This window comes from Plantibacter lichenum (assembly GCF_050587525.1).
Classification (GTDB): Bacteria; Actinomycetota; Actinomycetes; order Actinomycetales; family Microbacteriaceae; genus Plantibacter.
In genome coordinates this window covers 346,216-362,104 of record NZ_JBOBFT010000001.1, presented here as the reverse complement: position 1 = coordinate 362,104, position 15,889 = coordinate 346,216, and the positions used below count along the sequence as shown (strand labels likewise).

Sequence of the window (15,889 nt, the reverse complement as noted above, 5' to 3'; positions counted from 1 at the left end):
CTGAATTCATCTGCCGAGGGGTCGCACATTGTGGGTCTGAGCGTGCTCAACCCGCAATGTGTGACCCCTCGGCAGAAGGGAATGGGGTGGTGGGGGTGGAGGTAGGGAGGGGGAGGTTGGCGGCCGTGTAGTAGCCGACGATGTGATCGCGGACGGTGGCGCGCGCGAGGACGGTGTCGCCGGATTCGATCGCGGCGATGATGTCGCGGTGCTCGGTGCGGAGGCGCTCGACGGCGTCGGTCCACGACGCGAGGCGGGGGACGGCCGCGAGGACGTAGCTCTCGATGGAGGTGCGGAGGCCGGACATCGTCGCGACGATGACCTGGTTGCCGTCCGCCTCGGCGAGCGAGACGTGGAAGGCGGCGTCGAGCGCGAGGAACTCGGCCTCCGTGAGGTTCGGCTGGTCCATCGCGGCGAGGAGTTCAGCGGGCCGGCTCATGTCGGGACCCTGGTCGGAGGAGCGGGCGCCGAGGACGCTCGTGGCGGAGCCCGTCATCTCGTCGGGGAGCGCGTCGGCGTCATCGGTGTCTGCCCCGCCCGTCCCAACCCCGTCTGCTCCGGCCCCTCCGGCATCTCCGGCCCCTTCGGCCCTGTGGGCCCCGTGGGTGCGATGCGCCGCCGCGAGGCTGTGCGCGACGGCGGTCTCGAGGATGAGGCGGGTGTCGACGACGTCGCGGACGGCGAAGCCCTGCGCGGCGACCTGGAGGCGCATGAGCGTCGCCATCCCGCCGGAGGGCGTCGCGACGATGATGGCGCCGGCGGTGGGACCGGACCCCGTGTGGGTGCGGATGAGCCCGAGGACTTCGAGGGCCCGGATCGCTTCGCGGACGCTCGAGCGGCCGACGCCGAGGTCGGTCGCGAGTTGGCGTTCCCCGGGGAGGCGGTCGCCGGGGCGGAGCGCACCCGTGAGGAGGTCGGACTCGATGCTGGCAAGCACGGTCTCCCAGGCGCGCGGCTCCGCGTTCATGGTGGTTCCCTCCGTCGTTGGTGTGGTCGGACCCGGGGCGGGACCGGTGTTCGACCGGTGCCCCGACCTGTGGTCAGACCACAAATCCTATCGTGTTTGATTGCGCCCGCAACCCCTGATTGCTGGGTCGTGCCGGGCCGATTCCGGGTCGGCTCCGGCCCGCGCGCCTACGTCCGCAGCACGATGTTCTCGGGCTCCTCGCCCGCCAGCAGCGCCGCGATCTGACGGCTGACGAGCCGACCCATCCGCGGCAGCATCGCACTCGTCGCGCCGCCGACGTGGGGTGAGATCAGGACGTTCGGCAAGCTCCAGAGCGCGTGGTCTGATCCAAGCGGCTCCGGATCCGTCACATCGAGTGCGAGACGGATCCGACCGGACGTCGCATGCCTGACGAGCGCATCGGTGTCGGCGACGGGCCCGCGAGCCACGTTCACGAGCAGGGCGCCGTCCGGAAGAGCGTCGAGGAAGGCGTCGTCGACGAGACCCGACGTGTGCTCCGTGAGCGGGACGACCACGATGACGATCTCCGCGTCCGGGAGGAGATCGGGCAGTTCGTCGATGCCGTGGATCGGGCCGCGGTCGTCGGACCTGGCCCGCGAGGCCACCCGCGTCACCTCGACCTCGAACGGCAGGAGCCTGTCCTCGATCGCAGCTCCGACGCCGCCGTACCCGATGAGGAGCACGCGGCGGTCGGCGAGGCTCTGCCGCGGCGCGAACGCCCACGTGCCCGTCTCGGCGGCACGCACGAAGTCCGGGATGCCGCGCTGGGAGGCGAGGATGAGCCCGACGGCCAGCTCGGCCGTCGACGCCTCGTGGACGCTCGCCGCATTGGCGAACACGGTGCCGCGGGGGAGGAGCGGCTCGACGCCGTCGTAGCCGATCGACTGCGACTGCACCAGCCGGGTCCGCACGCCGTCCAGTCGACCGAGCGGGTTGTCGCTGCTCATGTACGGCGGGACGACGAGGTCGATCGCATCGCGCGGGGCCGCGGAGGCGAGATCCCAGACGAGGAGCTCGACGCCGTCCGGAACCGTGCCGACGGCATCGCGCAACGCTTGAGACGGCACACTCACGACGAGACGTGGATCTGCGGATGCCGGTGCCGGTGCGGATGCCGATGCCGGTGCGGAGGCGGACGGGGAGGCGGACGGGGACAAGGCGGGGGCCTGCTGCTCAGTCATGCGACGACGCTACCGTTTCGCCTGGGTCACGCGCGGCGCGTACCTGGTCGGTGTGACCGTTCGGACCACGAGGTCGCGGAGCGCTTCGAGGGAGCCTGCGAGGATGCCGACGGCGCGTGCCTGCACGAGCACGTTGCCGAGTGCGGTCGCCTCGACGGGCCCCGCGACGACCGGGATCCCGGCGCGATCCGCGGTGAGCTGGCAGAGGAGCGTGTTCTGTGAGCCGCCGCCGACGATGTGGATCGTGCGCACGTCCACCCCCGAGAGCTCTGAGGCGGTGTGCACGGCGCGGGCGAAGGCATCGGCGAGGCTCGTGATGATGCAGCGCACCATGCCCGCCCGGGACGAGGGGGCGCTCTGCCCGCGCTCGCCGAGGTACGCGGCGATGCGGGCCGGCAGATCGCCGGGGGTGAGGAATCGCGGATCGTCGACGTCGAAGACGGGCACGTCGTCGCCGTACGCCGCCGCCTGGGCGAGGAGTGCCGGGAGGTCGATCGTCTCGCCGTCGCGTTCCCACGTCCGGACCGACTCGCTCAGGAGCCACAGGCCCATGACGTTGTGGAGGAAGCGGATGCGTCCGTCGACGCCGCCCTCGTTCGTGAAGTTCGCCTCGCGGCTCGCCTCCGTGAGGACGGGGTGTTCGAGCTCCACCCCGACGAGACCCCAGGTGCCGCACGAGATGTACGCGGCGTCGGGCGAGGTCATCGGGACGGCGACCACGGCCGATGCGGTGTCGTGCGAGCCGATGGCGGTGACCGGGGTCGTGCCGGGGAGGCCGAGGTCTGCAGCCACGGCCGGGAGGAGCATGCCGATGCGTTCGCCGGGACGAACGACGGGCGGGAGGAGTGAGGCGGGGAGGCCCAGGCGCTCGATGAGTTCGGTGTTCCACGCAGGGGAGGCGGCCCCGTCGTCAGCCCCGGGCAGCCTGAGCAGGCCCGTCGTCGACGCGTTCGTCGCCTCGGCGACCCGCGCCCCCGTCAGCCAATTGGCGATGAGGTCCGGGATCAGGAGCGCCGTGTCCGCGACGTCGAGCAGCCCATCGGCCCGCTCTGCGGCGAACTGGTACAGCGTGTTGAACGGCAGGTGCTGCAGGCCGTTCTCCCGGTACAGCTCCGAGAACGGAACGGTCTCGTGAACGGCCTCGACGCCGGCCGTCGTCCGCTCGTCCCGGTAGTGGAAGGGCGAACCGAGCATCCGACCGTTCCGCAGGAGCGCGTAGTCGACCGCCCACGAATCGATGCCGATGCTGCGCAGATCGGGAGCCTGCCTGGCCGCGGAACCCAGCCCCGCGAGGACCGATCGGTACAGCTCGAGGATGTTCCAGTGCAGCCCGTCCGGCGTGCGGACGGGGGTGTTCGGGAACCGTGCGACGGGCACGAGGCGGAGCTCTCCCGGGCCGACGTGGCCGAGCATGACCCGGCCGCTCGTCGCGCCGAGGTCGACGGCCGCGACGATGCCGGTCGTGCCTGCCGTGTTCACTCGGGATGCTCCGCTCGTGCCGTCGATCATCGGAGGAAGGCCGCTGCGACGCCTGCGTCGACAGGGATGTGGAGGCCGGTCGTGTGGCTGAAGTCCGGCGTGCAGATCGCGAACACCGCGTTCGCGACGTTCTCCGGGACGACCTCGCGCTTGAGGATCGTGCGCTGCGCGTAGAACGCGCCGAGATCCTGCTCATCGATGCCGTAGGTCTTGGCGCGGTTGGCGCCCCACCCGGAGGCGAAGATGCCGGAGCCGCGGACGACGCCGTCCGGATTGATCCCGTTCACCTTCACACCGTACTCGCCGAGCTCCGCGGCCAACAGGCGCACCTGGTGCGCCTGGTCGGCCTTCGTGGCCGAGTAGGCGATGTTGTTGGGACCGGCGAAGACGGAGTTCTTCGAGGAGATGTAGACGATGTCGCCGCCGAGCTTCTGATCGATGAGGACGCGCGCCGCCGCCTTCGAGACGAGGAACGAGCCCTTCGCCATGACGTTGTGCTGCAGGTCCCAGTCCGCCTCGGTCGTCTCGAGGAGCGACTTGGAGAGCGAGAGCCCGGCGTTGTTGACGACGAGGTCCAGACCGCCGAAGGCGAGCACGGTGGCATCGATCGCGGCCTGGACGGCTGCTTCGTTCGAGACGTCGGCGGCGATGCCGATCGCGACGTCCGTGTTGCCGAGTTCTGCGGCGGCGGCCTGCGCCTTCTCGAGTGAGAGGTCGGCGATCACCACGACCGCACCTTCCGCCGCGAGACGTGTCGCGATGGCCTTGCCGATGCCGGATGCGGCCCCCGTGACGAGCGCGATGCGGGTCGCGAGCGGCTTCGCCTTCGGCAGGCGCTGCAGCTTCGCCTCCTCGAGCGCCCAGTACTCGATGTTGAACTTCTCGGCCTCGTCGATGGGCGAGTAGGTGGACAGCCCTTCCGCGCCGCGCATGACGTTGATCGCGTTGACGTAGAACTCGCCGGCGACACGGGCCGTCTGCTTGTCCTTGCCGAAGCTGAACATGCCGACGCCGGGGACGAGGACGATGAGCGGGTCGGCACCGCGGATCGCCGGGCTCTCGGGGGTCGCGTGGCGGTCGTAATAGGCCTGGTAGTCCTCGCGGTACGCCTCGTGGAGGGTGCCGAGGCGCTCGATGATCTCCTCGACGGTCGCCGTCGCGGGCAGATCGACCGTGAGCGGCTTGACCTTCGTGCGGAGGAAGTGGTCCGGGCAGCTCGTGCCGAGGGCGGTGAGGCGCGGGTGCTCGGCGCTGGCGAGGAAGTCGAGGACGACATCGCTGTCGGTGAAGTGGCCGACCACGGGCTTGTCCGCGGAGGCGATGCCGCGGATCGTGGGGGCGAGGGCGGCGGCCTTCGCACGGCGCTCCGCTTCGGGGAGGGCCGCGTAGCCGTCGAGCGCAGGACCGAAGGGCTCCGGCTTCGAGTTGGCCTCGATGTACGCGGCGGCCGTGTCGATGATCCAGAGCGAGTTCGCCTCCGACTCCTCGGAGGTGTCGCCCCACGCGGTGATGCCGTGGCCGCCGAGGATCGTGCCGATCGCTTGCGGGTTCGCCTGCTTGATGGCGGCGATGTCGAGACCCAACTGGAAGCCGGGGCGGCGCCACGGGACCCACACGACCTTGTCGCCGAAGATGGCCTCGGTCAGCTCGGGGCCGTCCGCCGCGGTCGCGATCGCGATGCCGGAGTCGGGGTGCAGGTGGTCGACGTGCGGTGCGTCGACGAGGCCGTGCATCGGGGTGTCGATCGAGGGGGCCGCGCCACCCTTGCCGTGCAGCGTGTAGTCGAAGGCCGCGACCATCTCGTCCTCGCGTTCGACGCCGGGGTAGACGTCCTGCATCGCGAGGAGACGGTCGAGGCGGAGGACGGCGAGACCGGATTCGGTCAGGGTGCCGAGGTCGCCGCCGGAGCCCTTGACCCAGAGGAGCTCGACCGGCTCGCCCGTGACGGGGTCGATCGCGGTGCCCTTGGCGGAGGTGTTGCCGCCCGCGTAGTTCGTGTTCTTGGCATCGCTGCCGAGACGGTTGCTGCGGGCGATGAGTTCCGCGGCGGTCGGGTTGGTGCTCGCTGCGGTGGTATTCGCTGCGGTGCTGCTCGCTGCGGAGCTGCTCGTTGCGGAGCCGCTCGCTGCGGTTCCGTCGGCGGCGGGGGTCGCGGGGGTGCCGGACATTCGTACTCCTTCGTCGGCGCACGCGGCGCCCGTCATGTCGGTTCGTGTTAAGTATCACAAGAAGTAACACGCATTGCAATGACGAATTACGGCCCGGATGTTCACAACTCAGGAGCATCCCGGCGTGTCGCGCCGGTTCGGCGGCGATTCGGCCGCGACGCGCCGCACGTCTCCTGAGTTGTGAACAGGGAGGGGGTCGGCCGGAGGCTGTGGTGGGAACTCTTGTGCGGGAGGGGCGGCTAGAGGAGGTCGACGGCCGCGCGGTAGGGATCGAGGAGCGGGTCGGAAGGGTCGAGCTCGGTCACCAGGAGGTCGATGCCGTCGAGTGGGAAGCCGACGGCCATCGCCCGCTGCCCGAGCTTCGAGGACGTTGCGAGCAGGACCGTCTCATCGGACGCGCGGGCGAACGCCTGCTTGACCTGCGCCTCTTCCAGCGTCACCTCGGAACTGCCGATCACGGGATCGATCGCCGCGGCGGAGAAGAAGAAGCGGCGGTAGAGCAGCGATGCGGCGGCCTGGCAGGCGATCGGGCCGATGAAGCTGTCCGTGCGCGACTCCGCCTCTCCGCCGACGAGGATCGCTGTGACGTCGCGGTTCGCGCCCGCCAGGAGGAAGTTCGGGTAGGAGTTCGTCGCGACCGTGAGGGCGGAATCGCCGAGGAGGCGACCGATGCCGCCAGCCGTGCTCGACGCATCGACCGCGATCGCGCCGTCGGTGGGGATGAGCGAGCGGACCTTCTCGGCGATGATCCCCTTCTCGCGGACACCTGTCGCAGATCGCTCCGTAAACGTCTTGGGCCGGAGGGTCGGGATGGCGCCCCCGCGCACTCGGCGCAGGATGCCGGCGGTCTCGAGGTCGGCGAGGTCGCGGCGGACGGTCATCGAGGAGACGTCGAGTTCCTGCGCTGCGTCGTCGAGGCGGATGGCGCCGTCGCGTTCGAGGATCACCGTCAGGTGCGCGCGGCGGTCCTCAGCCCCGAGTGTGCCGGTCGTCGCCATCGTGATCCTCGTTTGCCTGTCGTGCCTGGTGTCGTCGTTCGGTCAGGGACCGCTGTCAGCTCCGCGCTGCAGCCGCTCTGCCCCGCCCACGTCCGATGGTGTGCGTTCCAACAGAATGTCACATCGTCGCATTCGCCACCCGATCTGCGGGCGTGTTCACAACTCAGGAGGGATGCGGCGTGTCGCGCTCGAGCGGGGCCAGATGACGCCGACACGCCGGGATGCTCCTGAGTTGTGAACATCTCTTCGTGCACAGGCGCTCAAACGAGCGGGCTTCTGAGTCGAATGAGCGAAGTGTCTACACTGAGGGCATGTCAACGATGATTGAAGCCGTACTCGCCGGGCGGATCGCCGTGATCACCGGCGGAGCGCGAGGACTCGGCTACGCCATGGCGAGAGCGCTCGCCGAATCCGGGGCATCCGTCGCCCTCCTCGACCGTCTCGACACGGTCGGCGCCGCTGCGGACCGGCTCACCGCCGAAACGGGAGCCGAAGCGATCGGCGTGCACGTCGACGTGACCGACGAAGCATCCGTCTCCGCCGCGTTCGACGCCGTCTCGGCACGATTCGGCGCGGCCGACATCCTCGTGAACAGCGCGGGCATGACCCTCGGGGCGCCCGCCATCGACACCGAGGTCGCCGACTGGAACCGTCTCTTCGAGGTCAATGTGACCGGCACCTTCCTCGCCTCGCGAACCTTCGCGCGGGCGTTCGTCGCCGCGAACGCCGGCCGCCCGGGAGAGGACCGCGGCGTCGCGAGCATCGTCAACGTGTCGTCGATGTCCGCGTTCGCGGTCAACATCCCCCAGACGCAGGCCGCGTACAACACCTCGAAAGCGGCCGTGTCGATGCTCACGAGCAGCCTCGCGATCGAATGGCTGCCGCTCGGGATTCGCGTGAACGCGATCGCCCCCGGCTACTTCGCGAGCGACATGACACGCGATTTCGTGGCGGAGAACCCCGAAATGGCCGAGACGTGGGTCTCGAAGATCCCGTCCGGTCGGATGGGACAGCCGGAAGAGCTCGGCGACCTCGTCGTCTATCTCGCGAGCGATCGCTCCGCGTACGTCGTGGGGCAGAGCTTCCGGATCGACGGCGGCTACACGGTGGTCTAGCCCTTCGACGGGCTCGGGGAACGGGGCCTACGGACTCAGGGGACAGCCGACGGGCTCAGGGGACGGGGGTCGGCGCGGCTACGCTTGAGCCATGCCGAACACGGGTCGCCCAGGAACGCCGGTGCGCGTCGCGGCCCTGGACTTCGGCGGGTCGAGCGGTCGAGTGGTCGCCGGCCGCGTCGGACCGGACGTGATCGCGATCGAGGGGCTCCGTCGCTTCGAGAACGTACCGCTCGTCGAGCGCGGTGAACTGCACTGGGACCTCGATCGACTCATCATCGATGCCGCCGCAGGGCTCCGTGAGCTGCGCGGCGACGACCGGTTCGCGTCGATCGGTATCGACTCGTGGTCGAGCGACTACGCGCTCCTGCGCGACGACCGCCTCCTCGAACCGCCCTATCACCAGCGTGAACCGCGCACCCTGACGGCGTTCCACGAGGTCCACGACCGCATCGCCGAGCGGGAACTCTTCGAGCGGACCGGGCAGTGCGCCATCCCGCTCATGACCAGATATCAGCTCGTCGCCGACCGGGACAGGGGCGTCCTCGAACTCGCCGATCGGATGCTCCTCCTCCCGGATGCCATCGCGTTCCGGTTGACGGGCGTCGTCGCATCGGAGTGGACGAACGCCTCGACCACGGGCCTCGTCGACTGGCGGACGAGGAGCTGGGACGACCGTCTGCTCGAGGAGCTCGGGCTGCCACGTCGGCTCTTCGCACCCGTGATCGCGACCGGCAGCGGCTACGGCGACGTGACTGGCGCGGCCGCTGCAGCGTTCGGGATCGATGCGGGGACCGCCGTCACCGCGGTCGCGACGCACGACACGGCGTCCGCGGTCGCCGCCATCCCCACGACGGACGATGACGTGGCGTTCGTCTCCTCCGGCACGTGGAGTCTCGTCGGCGTCGAGACCCGGTCGCCCGTCCTCAGCGAGGCGGCGCGGCTCGCCGGGTTCACGAACGAGGGCGGCGTGGACGGTCGCAACCGCTTCCTCAACATCTCCGCGGGGCTGTGGATCCTCAATCAGTGCCTCCGCGAGTGGGGCGTCGGGCGCCCAGGCGACGGTGGGGAAGCCGATGCGCTGCTCGCCGCCGCGGGTGCGCTCGCCCCGGCGGACGTGCTCATCGACCCGCGATCACAGGTGTTCGTCGGCCCGGGATCGATGCTCGACCGAGTGCGTGCGCAGCTCGTCGAGCGAGGCGGCCGGGTGCCGCAGGACCGTGCTGGACTGGTCAGGATCATCGTCGAGAGCCTCGCCGAGACGTTCGCCGGGGTCGCCCTGCAGGCCGCCGAACTCGCCGGGAAGCGCATCCGTGCCATCCACATCGTCGGCGGCGGATCGCAGAACGCGCTCCTCTGCACGATGGTCGCCGAGCGCGCCGGTCTGCCCGTGCTCGCCGGCCCCTCCGAGGCGACGGCGATCGGCAACCTCATGGTGCAGGCGCGGTCGATCGGTGCGATCGACGGCGGAATAGCCGAATTGCGCGACCTCGTGCGGCGGAGTTTCCCGCCCGTCGTCTTCCCAGGCGCCACCGTTCGGGATCGCGCATAACTCCTTCGAATCGGACGTGCTCGAGATCGGGAAGCCCGGAATTCCGGGGGTATGGCTGATCGTGGTCGCCGGATTGAAGGAGTTGTGGTGGAAGGGGCCCTTCGACAGGCTCAGGGACCGGGCCCTTCGGCGGGTTCCGGGACCGAGACCTTCGGCGGGCTCAGCGGCCGGGACCTTCGGCGGGCTCAGCGGCCGGGCGGGGTCAGCGACGGAGGCGCGCCGAGCCGTGCTCAGGCTCGCTCAGGAGTCGCTGGGCGAGTGCGACGTCGGTGATGAGCGACGTCACGAGTCCCGAGCGGAGCGCTGCGGCGACGGCGGCGGTCTTGAGCGTGCCTCCGGCGACCGCGATGACCTCCGGGATCATCCGCAGCTGGTCGGTCGCGATCGCGATCGAGCGGTCCTCGATGCCGTCGACGACATTGCCGTCGCGGTCGATGAGGGTCGCGCAGATCTCCGCCTGCACGCCCTTCGCGAGGAGCTGGTCGAGGATCCCGACCTGTCGGGCGCTCTCGTAGAGCTGCGAGTCCGGCGGATTCCAGCTCCCGATGGCGACGACGGCCTTCGTGACGGACGCGAAGCGCCGCATCGTGTTCCGGATCCCCGGTTCGCTGCGCAGGGCGCGCGCCGTCGTGGCGTTGTCGACGACGAGCGGCGCGAAGATCGCGTGGGCCCGCCCGCCCGAGACGCGGCTGAACTTGCCCATGACCTCGACGCCGTTCTCCGGGGTGGCCGCTGCGACGCCCGCGAGCTGGACGACCTCGCAGTCGGCGAGGGTCGTGAGGTGCGAGGCGGTCGCGGTGAGGGTGCGGCCGGCGGTGAGGCCGAGCACGTCGCCGTCGACGACGATCTCGTTGAGGAGTTCCGCCGCGGCGCTGCCGAGCCGGTCCTGGATGGTCTCCGGTCGTTGTTCCGGCGTGATGACGGCGAGGGCCCGACCCAGTCCGAAGCGGTCGCGGAGGCCGATGGAGAGGTCGAGGTCGACGGAGGCGTGCGGTTCGATCGTGATCGTGACGATGCCGTGCTCGCGCGCCGCTTCGAGCATGCGGGCGATCTTGAAGCGTGAGACCTCGAGTTCGTCGGCGATCTCGACGCGACTCAATCCGTCGACGTAGTGGCGTTTCGCCGCGTAGGCGATCCGTACTCGTTCGTCTGGCCCCATGTGTTCCCCGCTTCTGTTCGACACGTCGTCGTGTTGCGCGTCACGTGATGGACGCTTGCTCCACTCTACCCGCTCATCTGAGCGCAGGTGCATCACATTCGTGAAATTGTTCTAGAGTGACCCGTGAGCACCGGCGCTCCAGCCCGGTGCGACCGCTCCTCCACCGAGGCAGGCGGCCCAGGCCGCGAAAGGGACACCGCAATGAGCACACCGGCGACGAGCACACCGACCGGCACCGCACCAGTCGGCACCGCACACACCGGCACCGCACCCGCGAACATGCGGGCGAGCATCCTCGAACGGACGCGCGAACTGACCGTCGCGGACGTCGCGGTCCCCGCGCTCGACGCAGACCAGGTGCTCGTGCGCATCGCCTCCGTCGGCGTCTGCGGTTCCGACGTCCACTACTTCCACGACGGCCGCATCGGCGATTTCGTCGTCGAGGAGCCGCTCATCCTGGGGCACGAGGCCTCCGGCACGATCGTCGCGGTCGGCTCCGACGTCGACGCGGCCCGCATCGGCGAGCGCGTCTCGATCGAACCGCAGCACCCGTGCCGCCGCTGCCGATTCTGCAAGGCCGGCCAGTACAACCTGTGCGAGCGCATCGAGTTCTACGCGACGCCACCGATCCACGGCGCGTTCGCCGAATACGCCGTCATCCAGGACGACTTCGCGCACGCGGTCCCCGACAGCATCTCCGATGACGCGGCTGCGCTCATGGAACCGCTCTCGGTGGGCATCTGGTCGTGCAGGAAAGCGGGGGTGAGCCCTGGGAAGAGCGTGCTGATCGCGGGCGCCGGCCCCATCGGCATCGTCACGGCACAGGTCGCGCGAGCGTTCGGTGCGACCGATATCGTCGTGAGCGATCCCGTCGCAGAACGTCGCGACGTCGCTCTCCGTTTCGGAGCGACGCGCGTGATCGATCCCATCGCCGACGGCATCCCGACCGCCGAGTTCGACGCGTTCATCGACGCCTCCGGTTCACCCATCGCGGTCAAGCAGGGCATCGGGGCGCTCCGCGGCGCCGGCATCGCCGTGCTCGTCGGGATGGGCGCCGACGAGGTCAGCCTCCCGGTCTCGACCATCCAGAACCGTGAACTCATCGTCACGGGCGTCTTCCGCTACGCGGGCACCTGGCCCACCGCGATCGCGCTCGTCGCTTCCGGGAAGGTCGACCTCGACGCCCTCGTCACCGGCCACTTCGGTCTCGACGACGTCGAAGCCGCCCTCGAATCCGCATCCTCGCCCGCAACCCTCAAGAGCATGGTGGTGCCGTCACGATGAACGCCGTCCCGAACGCGCTCGACGAGCAGGCCGCGGCGCCCTCCGACGCGCCCGTCATGCTCGAGTGCGTCGACCTCCGGAAGTCCTTCGGAGGCGTCCCCGTCCTGAAAGGCGTCTCGCTCTCGCTGGAGCCCGGGACGATCACGGCGCTTTCCGGAGAGAACGGCGCCGGCAAATCCACGATGATGAAGATCGCTTCCGGCCAGTACAAGCCGGACGAGGGTCGTGTGCTCGTCCGCGGGCAGGAACTGCCGTCCGGCAACCCCAACGCGGCGGTCGGGCTCGGCATCGCGATCGTCCCGCAGGAGCTCGCATCGGTCCTCGACACGACCGTGTACGAGAACATCTTCCTCGGCCGCGAACTGCGGAACCGGCTCGGCTTCCTCGACCGCAAGCGGATGATCCGCACGGCGCGCGAACTCCTCGACGCGTTCGGCGTGGACATCCAGCCGACCACGCGCATGGGCTCCCTGCCGGTCGGTCTCCGCCAGATCGTCGAGATCGTCAAAGCGACCAACACGGGCGCCCGAGTCCTCCTGCTCGACGAACCGACGAGCGCCATCGCCGAACGCGAGGTCGCGCGGCTCATCGGCGTGATGCGACAGCTGCGCAACCGAGGCGTCTCCATCCTCTTCACGACGCACAAGATGGAGGAGATCCGGGAGATCGCCGACCGGGTCGTCGTCCTGCGCGACGGCGGGCTCGTCCTCGACGAAGCGCTCGTGGACCTGAGCGACGACGACATCGTGACCGCGATGATCGGCCGTGAGCTCGAGGACCTGTTCCCCGAGCTGCCGCCGGCCGGCACCGAGACCGTCCTCAGCCTCCGCGGCTTCGCGGTCGCTCCAGCAGGCGCCCCGCTCGACCTCGACGTGAAGCGCGGCGAGATCGTCGGCCTCGCGGGCCTCGTGGGCGCGGGCCGGACGGAACTCGTCGAGGCGATCTTCGGGACGAGACCCGTCACGGCCGGCACGATCACGGTCAAGGGGAAGAACGTGCGGACGGGCAACCCGTCGGCCGCGATCGACGCCGGCATCGCCCTCGTCCCCGAAGACCGCAAGGGTGCAGGCGCCGTGCTCTCGATGAGCATCCTCGCAAACGGCACCCTCCCGCGGCTCGGCAAGTTCAGCACCCTCGGCTGGCTCCACGGGAAGAGCCGCAAGGACGCGATCGGCGCGAGCATGAGATCCGTCAGCCTCCGCAGCCGCGGACTCGATCAGGAGATGGAGACGCTGTCCGGCGGCAACCAGCAGAAGGTCGTCTTCGCGCGCTGGCTCACCGACGAAGTCGACGTCCTCCTCCTCGACGAACCGACCCGCGGCGTCGACGTCGGCGCCCGCAGTGAGATCTACCGGATCATCACCGAGCTCAGCGCGTCCGGCATGGCCGTCATCATGGCGTCGAGCGACCTCCCCGAGATCCTCAGCCTCTCGCACCGCGCCCTCGTGATGCGCGAGCAGACGGTCGTCGCGCAACTGGAACGGGCTGATTTGGCCGACCCTACGGTGCAGGATCGCATCTTCCGGCTCGCGTCCGGCATGACCCCTGCCCTTCGACAGGCTCAGGGACCGGAAGCTCAGGCTCAGGGACCGGAAGCTCAGGCTCAGGGACCGGAAGCTCAGGCTCAGGGACCGGAAGCTCCACCCACATCCCCCCAGCACGACGAACAGCACCCAGAAAGCGCTCGCTCATGACGAAGACAGCCCCAGACATCGACCAGGCGGTGCCCGCCGGCCAGGCCGTAGGCCTCCTCCCGGGCGAGACCAGGCGCTTCAGCGGCGCCTGGTTCGGCAACCTGGCCATCCGTTACGCGATGGTCATCGTGATGCTCCTCATCATCGCGTTCTTCCTCTACCGGAGCGCGCGGTTCGGGACCCCTGAGAACCTCACGACGATCCTCATCGCCGCGGCTCCGTTCGCCCTCATCGCGCTCGGCCAGACCCTCGTGATCCTCACGGGTGGCATCGACCTGTCCGTCGGCAGTGTCATCGCGGTCGCCGCCGTCTACGGCAGCATCACCGCGAAGGCGTTCCCCGACCAGGTCTGGCTCGCCCTCGTCACCGGCATGGGCGTCGGCCTCCTCGCGGGCGCCATCAACGGCTTCGTCGTCTCGGTGATCAAGGTGCCACCCTTCATCGCGACCCTCGGGATGCTCACCGCGGCATCCGGGTTCGCCTACGTCGCCGGGAACGGTGCGCCGATCACGGGCCTGCCGCCCGCGTTCTCGAGCATCGCGAACACGCAGATCTTCGGCCTCACGCTCCCCGTCATCCTCATGATCGTCGGCATCATCGGCTTCGCGATCATCATGCGCCGCACGGCATACGGCATGCGCGTCTACGCGGTCGGCGGCAACCCCATCGCAGCCCAGATCGCCGGTGTGAAGGTCGGCCGCACGCTCTTCAGCGTCTACGCGATCAGTGGCGTCCTCGCCGGCATCTCCGGCGTGATGCTCGCGAGCCGCGTCACCCTCGGAGCACCGAACCTCGGCCAGGGCTATGAACTCGACGCCATCGCCGCCGTCGTCATCGGCGGCGCGAGCCTCCTCGGCGGTCGCGGCAGCGTGTGGGGCACGGCCCTCGGCCTGCTCCTCATCCAGACCCTCAACAACGGCCTCGACATCCTCACCGTCCCCGCCTACTGGCAGGACGTCATCAAGGGTGCGCTCATCGTGACGGCCGTCGCCGTCGACGTCTGGTCCAACAAGCGACGTCGATAATTTCCGGTCCCGGTCGCGCCCTTCGACAGGCAGCGGCCGGGACCGGTCCACAAGCCTGTCGAAGGGCACCACCGAGTACACCCCCATTGCACACAGGAAAGAGATCCCCATGAAGAAGAACCGGACCATGTGGCTCGGCGGCATCGCAGCCGCCGGCGTCCTCGCGCTCGGCCTCTCCGGCTGCGGAGCGGGCGACCCCAGCGCCGGCGCGGGCAGCACCGACGCCAGCGGCCAGAAGCACCTCACCATCGGTGTCAGCGTCTACGACATGTCGTCGTTCGTGACCGAGGGCAAGGAAGGCATCGACACCTACGCCAAGGAGAACAACATCGACATCCTGTGGAACTCCGCGGGACTCGACGTCAACACGCAGGCCAGCCAGATCGACCAGTACGTGAGCGCCGGCGTCGACGCGATCGTCGTCATCCCCGTGCAGGCCGACTCGCTGCAGCCGCAGATCGCTGCAGCGAAGGCGGCGAAGATCCCGTTCTTCGACGTCAACGCATCGCTCGACAGCAAGGACCTCACCGGTTCCGTGCAGCCGGACGACGTCGCGGCCGGCGAGCAGGAAGCGCAGATGATGATGGACGCCATCGGCGGCAAGGGCAACGTCATCATCCTCCAGGGTCCGCTCGGCGGCTCCGGTGAACTCAACCGCGGCAAGGGCATCGACAACGTGCTCGCGAAGTACCCGGACGTGAAGGTCCTCGCGAAGGACACCGCGAACTGGAAGCGCGACGAGGCCGTCAACAAGGTGAAGAACTGGATCTCGGCGTTCGGCGACGACATCACCGGCGTCATCGCACAGAACGACGACATGGGCCTCGGCGCCCTGCAGGCTTTCAAGGAGGCCGGCAAGACCGGAGTCCCGATCGTTGGCATCGACGGCATCGCGGACGGTCTCGCGGCCGTCAAGAGCGGTGACTTCATCGGCACCTCGCTGCAGAACGGCACCGTCGAGCTGTCGGCCGGCGTCGCGTATGCGGCAGCCGTGGTCCGTGGCGACGACGTCAAGAAGAACCCCGTCTACCTGATGCCCGCCATCACGAAGGACAACGTCGACCAGGCGATCGAGCACGTCGTGTCGAAGCGCGAGGACTTCCTCAAGGGCCTCACGAAGATGACGAACGACAACCTGCAGACGGGCGACATCGCGAACGAGGGTCTTCCGGGCCAGAAGTAGCGGTTCTGAGTTCTGAGGTCCTGCGGGACCGGAGAATCGGCGGGGCCGGCGCACATCGCGTCGGTCCCGCCGTTCGTGTTGTGG

The 15,889-nt window shown here is 69.3% G+C and carries 12 protein-coding genes; 6 read left to right on the top strand and 6 right to left on the bottom strand.

The genetic code is table 11. The features are described 5' to 3' along the window. Positions 1-46: 46 nt before the first annotated feature. The 5 genes from ACQ3HB_RS01585 to ACQ3HB_RS01565 all read right to left on the bottom strand — a co-directional run bounded on the left by ACQ3HB_RS01585 (position 47) and on the right by ACQ3HB_RS01565 (position 6,793). Positions 47-967: a FadR/GntR family transcriptional regulator gene (locus ACQ3HB_RS01585; protein WP_430917110.1), complete on the bottom strand. Its 921-nt coding sequence runs from the start codon at positions 965-967 to the stop codon at positions 47-49. A gap of 167 nt (positions 968-1,134) precedes the next feature. Beyond that, entirely contained in the window at positions 1,135-2,148 is a 1,014-nt protein-coding gene (locus ACQ3HB_RS01580) for a 2-hydroxyacid dehydrogenase (RefSeq protein WP_430917108.1), read from the bottom strand. Between the two features lie 9 nt (positions 2,149-2,157). Continuing rightward, entirely contained in the window at positions 2,158-3,657 is a 1,500-nt protein-coding gene (locus ACQ3HB_RS01575) for a rhamnulokinase (protein ID WP_430917106.1), read from the bottom strand. Then, positions 3,654-5,795: a bifunctional aldolase/short-chain dehydrogenase gene (locus ACQ3HB_RS01570; protein WP_430917105.1), complete on the bottom strand. Its 2,142-nt coding sequence runs from the start codon at positions 5,793-5,795 to the stop codon at positions 3,654-3,656. Before ACQ3HB_RS01570 ends, ACQ3HB_RS01575 begins: the two co-directional genes overlap by 4 nt. A gap of 239 nt (positions 5,796-6,034) precedes the next feature. Next, a complete protein-coding gene (locus ACQ3HB_RS01565) occupies positions 6,035-6,793 on the bottom strand; it encodes a DeoR/GlpR family DNA-binding transcription regulator (protein ID WP_430917103.1) in 759 nt (252 codons plus the stop codon). A 311-nt stretch (positions 6,794-7,104) separates the two neighbouring features. Between ACQ3HB_RS01565 and ACQ3HB_RS01560 the strand changes: the two genes are divergently transcribed. Next, positions 7,105-7,908 (top strand): SDR family NAD(P)-dependent oxidoreductase, encoded by an 804-nt coding sequence (locus ACQ3HB_RS01560; RefSeq protein ID WP_430917102.1) that lies wholly within the window; start codon positions 7,105-7,107, stop codon positions 7,906-7,908. A gap of 91 nt (positions 7,909-7,999) precedes the next feature. Continuing rightward, entirely contained in the window at positions 8,000-9,460 is a 1,461-nt protein-coding gene (locus ACQ3HB_RS01555) for a rhamnulokinase (RefSeq protein ID WP_430917100.1), read from the top strand. 202 nt (positions 9,461-9,662) lie between these two features. Here the strand turns inward: ACQ3HB_RS01555 and ACQ3HB_RS01550 are convergent, their stop codons facing one another. Then, on the bottom strand, positions 9,663-10,619 hold the full coding sequence (locus ACQ3HB_RS01550; protein ID WP_430917098.1) for a sugar-binding transcriptional regulator: 957 nt from the start codon (positions 10,617-10,619) through the stop codon (positions 9,663-9,665). A gap of 201 nt (positions 10,620-10,820) precedes the next feature. On the opposite strand from ACQ3HB_RS01550, the gene ACQ3HB_RS01545 reads away from it, so the two are divergent. The 4 genes from ACQ3HB_RS01545 (at position 10,821) to ACQ3HB_RS01530 (ending at position 15,805) form a co-directional block, all read left to right on the top strand. Then, the gene (locus tag ACQ3HB_RS01545) at positions 10,821-11,903 is read left to right on the top strand and encodes an NAD(P)-dependent alcohol dehydrogenase (protein WP_430917096.1); all 1,083 of its coding nucleotides are present in this window, start codon (positions 10,821-10,823) and stop codon (positions 11,901-11,903) included. Then, positions 11,900-13,597, top strand: coding sequence for a sugar ABC transporter ATP-binding protein (locus ACQ3HB_RS01540; protein WP_430917094.1), 1,698 nt, complete (start codon positions 11,900-11,902; stop codon positions 13,595-13,597). Before ACQ3HB_RS01545 ends, ACQ3HB_RS01540 begins: the two co-directional genes overlap by 4 nt. After that, complete coding sequence (locus tag ACQ3HB_RS01535) at positions 13,594-14,622, top strand: ABC transporter permease (protein ID WP_430917092.1); 1,029 nt, start codon at positions 13,594-13,596, stop codon at positions 14,620-14,622. The genes ACQ3HB_RS01540 and ACQ3HB_RS01535 overlap by 4 nt, the downstream gene beginning before the upstream one ends. A gap of 109 nt (positions 14,623-14,731) precedes the next feature. After that, entirely contained in the window at positions 14,732-15,805 is a 1,074-nt protein-coding gene (locus ACQ3HB_RS01530) for a substrate-binding domain-containing protein (RefSeq protein ID WP_430917091.1), read from the top strand. The last annotated feature ends 84 nt before the right edge of the window (positions 15,806-15,889 follow it).

Excerpts from the sequence above, each read along its gene's own strand:
- ACQ3HB_RS01545 (WP_430917096.1), top strand. The coding sequence starts at position 10,821 with ATGAGCACACCGGCGACGAGCACACCGACCGGCACCGCACCAGTCGGC.
- ACQ3HB_RS01560 (WP_430917102.1), top strand. The coding sequence starts at position 7,105 with ATGTCAACGATGATTGAAGCCGTACTCGCCGGGCGGATCGCCGTGATC.
- ACQ3HB_RS01550 (WP_430917098.1), bottom strand. The coding sequence starts at position 10,619 with ATGGGGCCAGACGAACGAGTACGGATCGCCTACGCGGCGAAACGCCAC.
- ACQ3HB_RS01540 (WP_430917094.1), top strand. The coding sequence starts at position 11,900 with ATGAACGCCGTCCCGAACGCGCTCGACGAGCAGGCCGCGGCGCCCTCC.
- ACQ3HB_RS01585 (WP_430917110.1), bottom strand. The coding sequence starts at position 967 with ATGAACGCGGAGCCGCGCGCCTGGGAGACCGTGCTTGCCAGCATCGAG.
- ACQ3HB_RS01575 (WP_430917106.1), bottom strand. The coding sequence starts at position 3,657 with ATGATCGACGGCACGAGCGGAGCATCCCGAGTGAACACGGCAGGCACG.
- ACQ3HB_RS01530 (WP_430917091.1), top strand. The coding sequence starts at position 14,732 with ATGAAGAAGAACCGGACCATGTGGCTCGGCGGCATCGCAGCCGCCGGC.
- ACQ3HB_RS01570 (WP_430917105.1), bottom strand. The coding sequence starts at position 5,795 with ATGTCCGGCACCCCCGCGACCCCCGCCGCCGACGGAACCGCAGCGAGC.
- ACQ3HB_RS01580 (WP_430917108.1), bottom strand. The coding sequence starts at position 2,148 with ATGACTGAGCAGCAGGCCCCCGCCTTGTCCCCGTCCGCCTCCCCGTCC.
- ACQ3HB_RS01565 (WP_430917103.1), bottom strand. The coding sequence starts at position 6,793 with ATGGCGACGACCGGCACACTCGGGGCTGAGGACCGCCGCGCGCACCTG.
- ACQ3HB_RS01555 (WP_430917100.1), top strand. The coding sequence starts at position 8,000 with ATGCCGAACACGGGTCGCCCAGGAACGCCGGTGCGCGTCGCGGCCCTG.
- ACQ3HB_RS01535 (WP_430917092.1), top strand. The coding sequence starts at position 13,594 with ATGACGAAGACAGCCCCAGACATCGACCAGGCGGTGCCCGCCGGCCAG.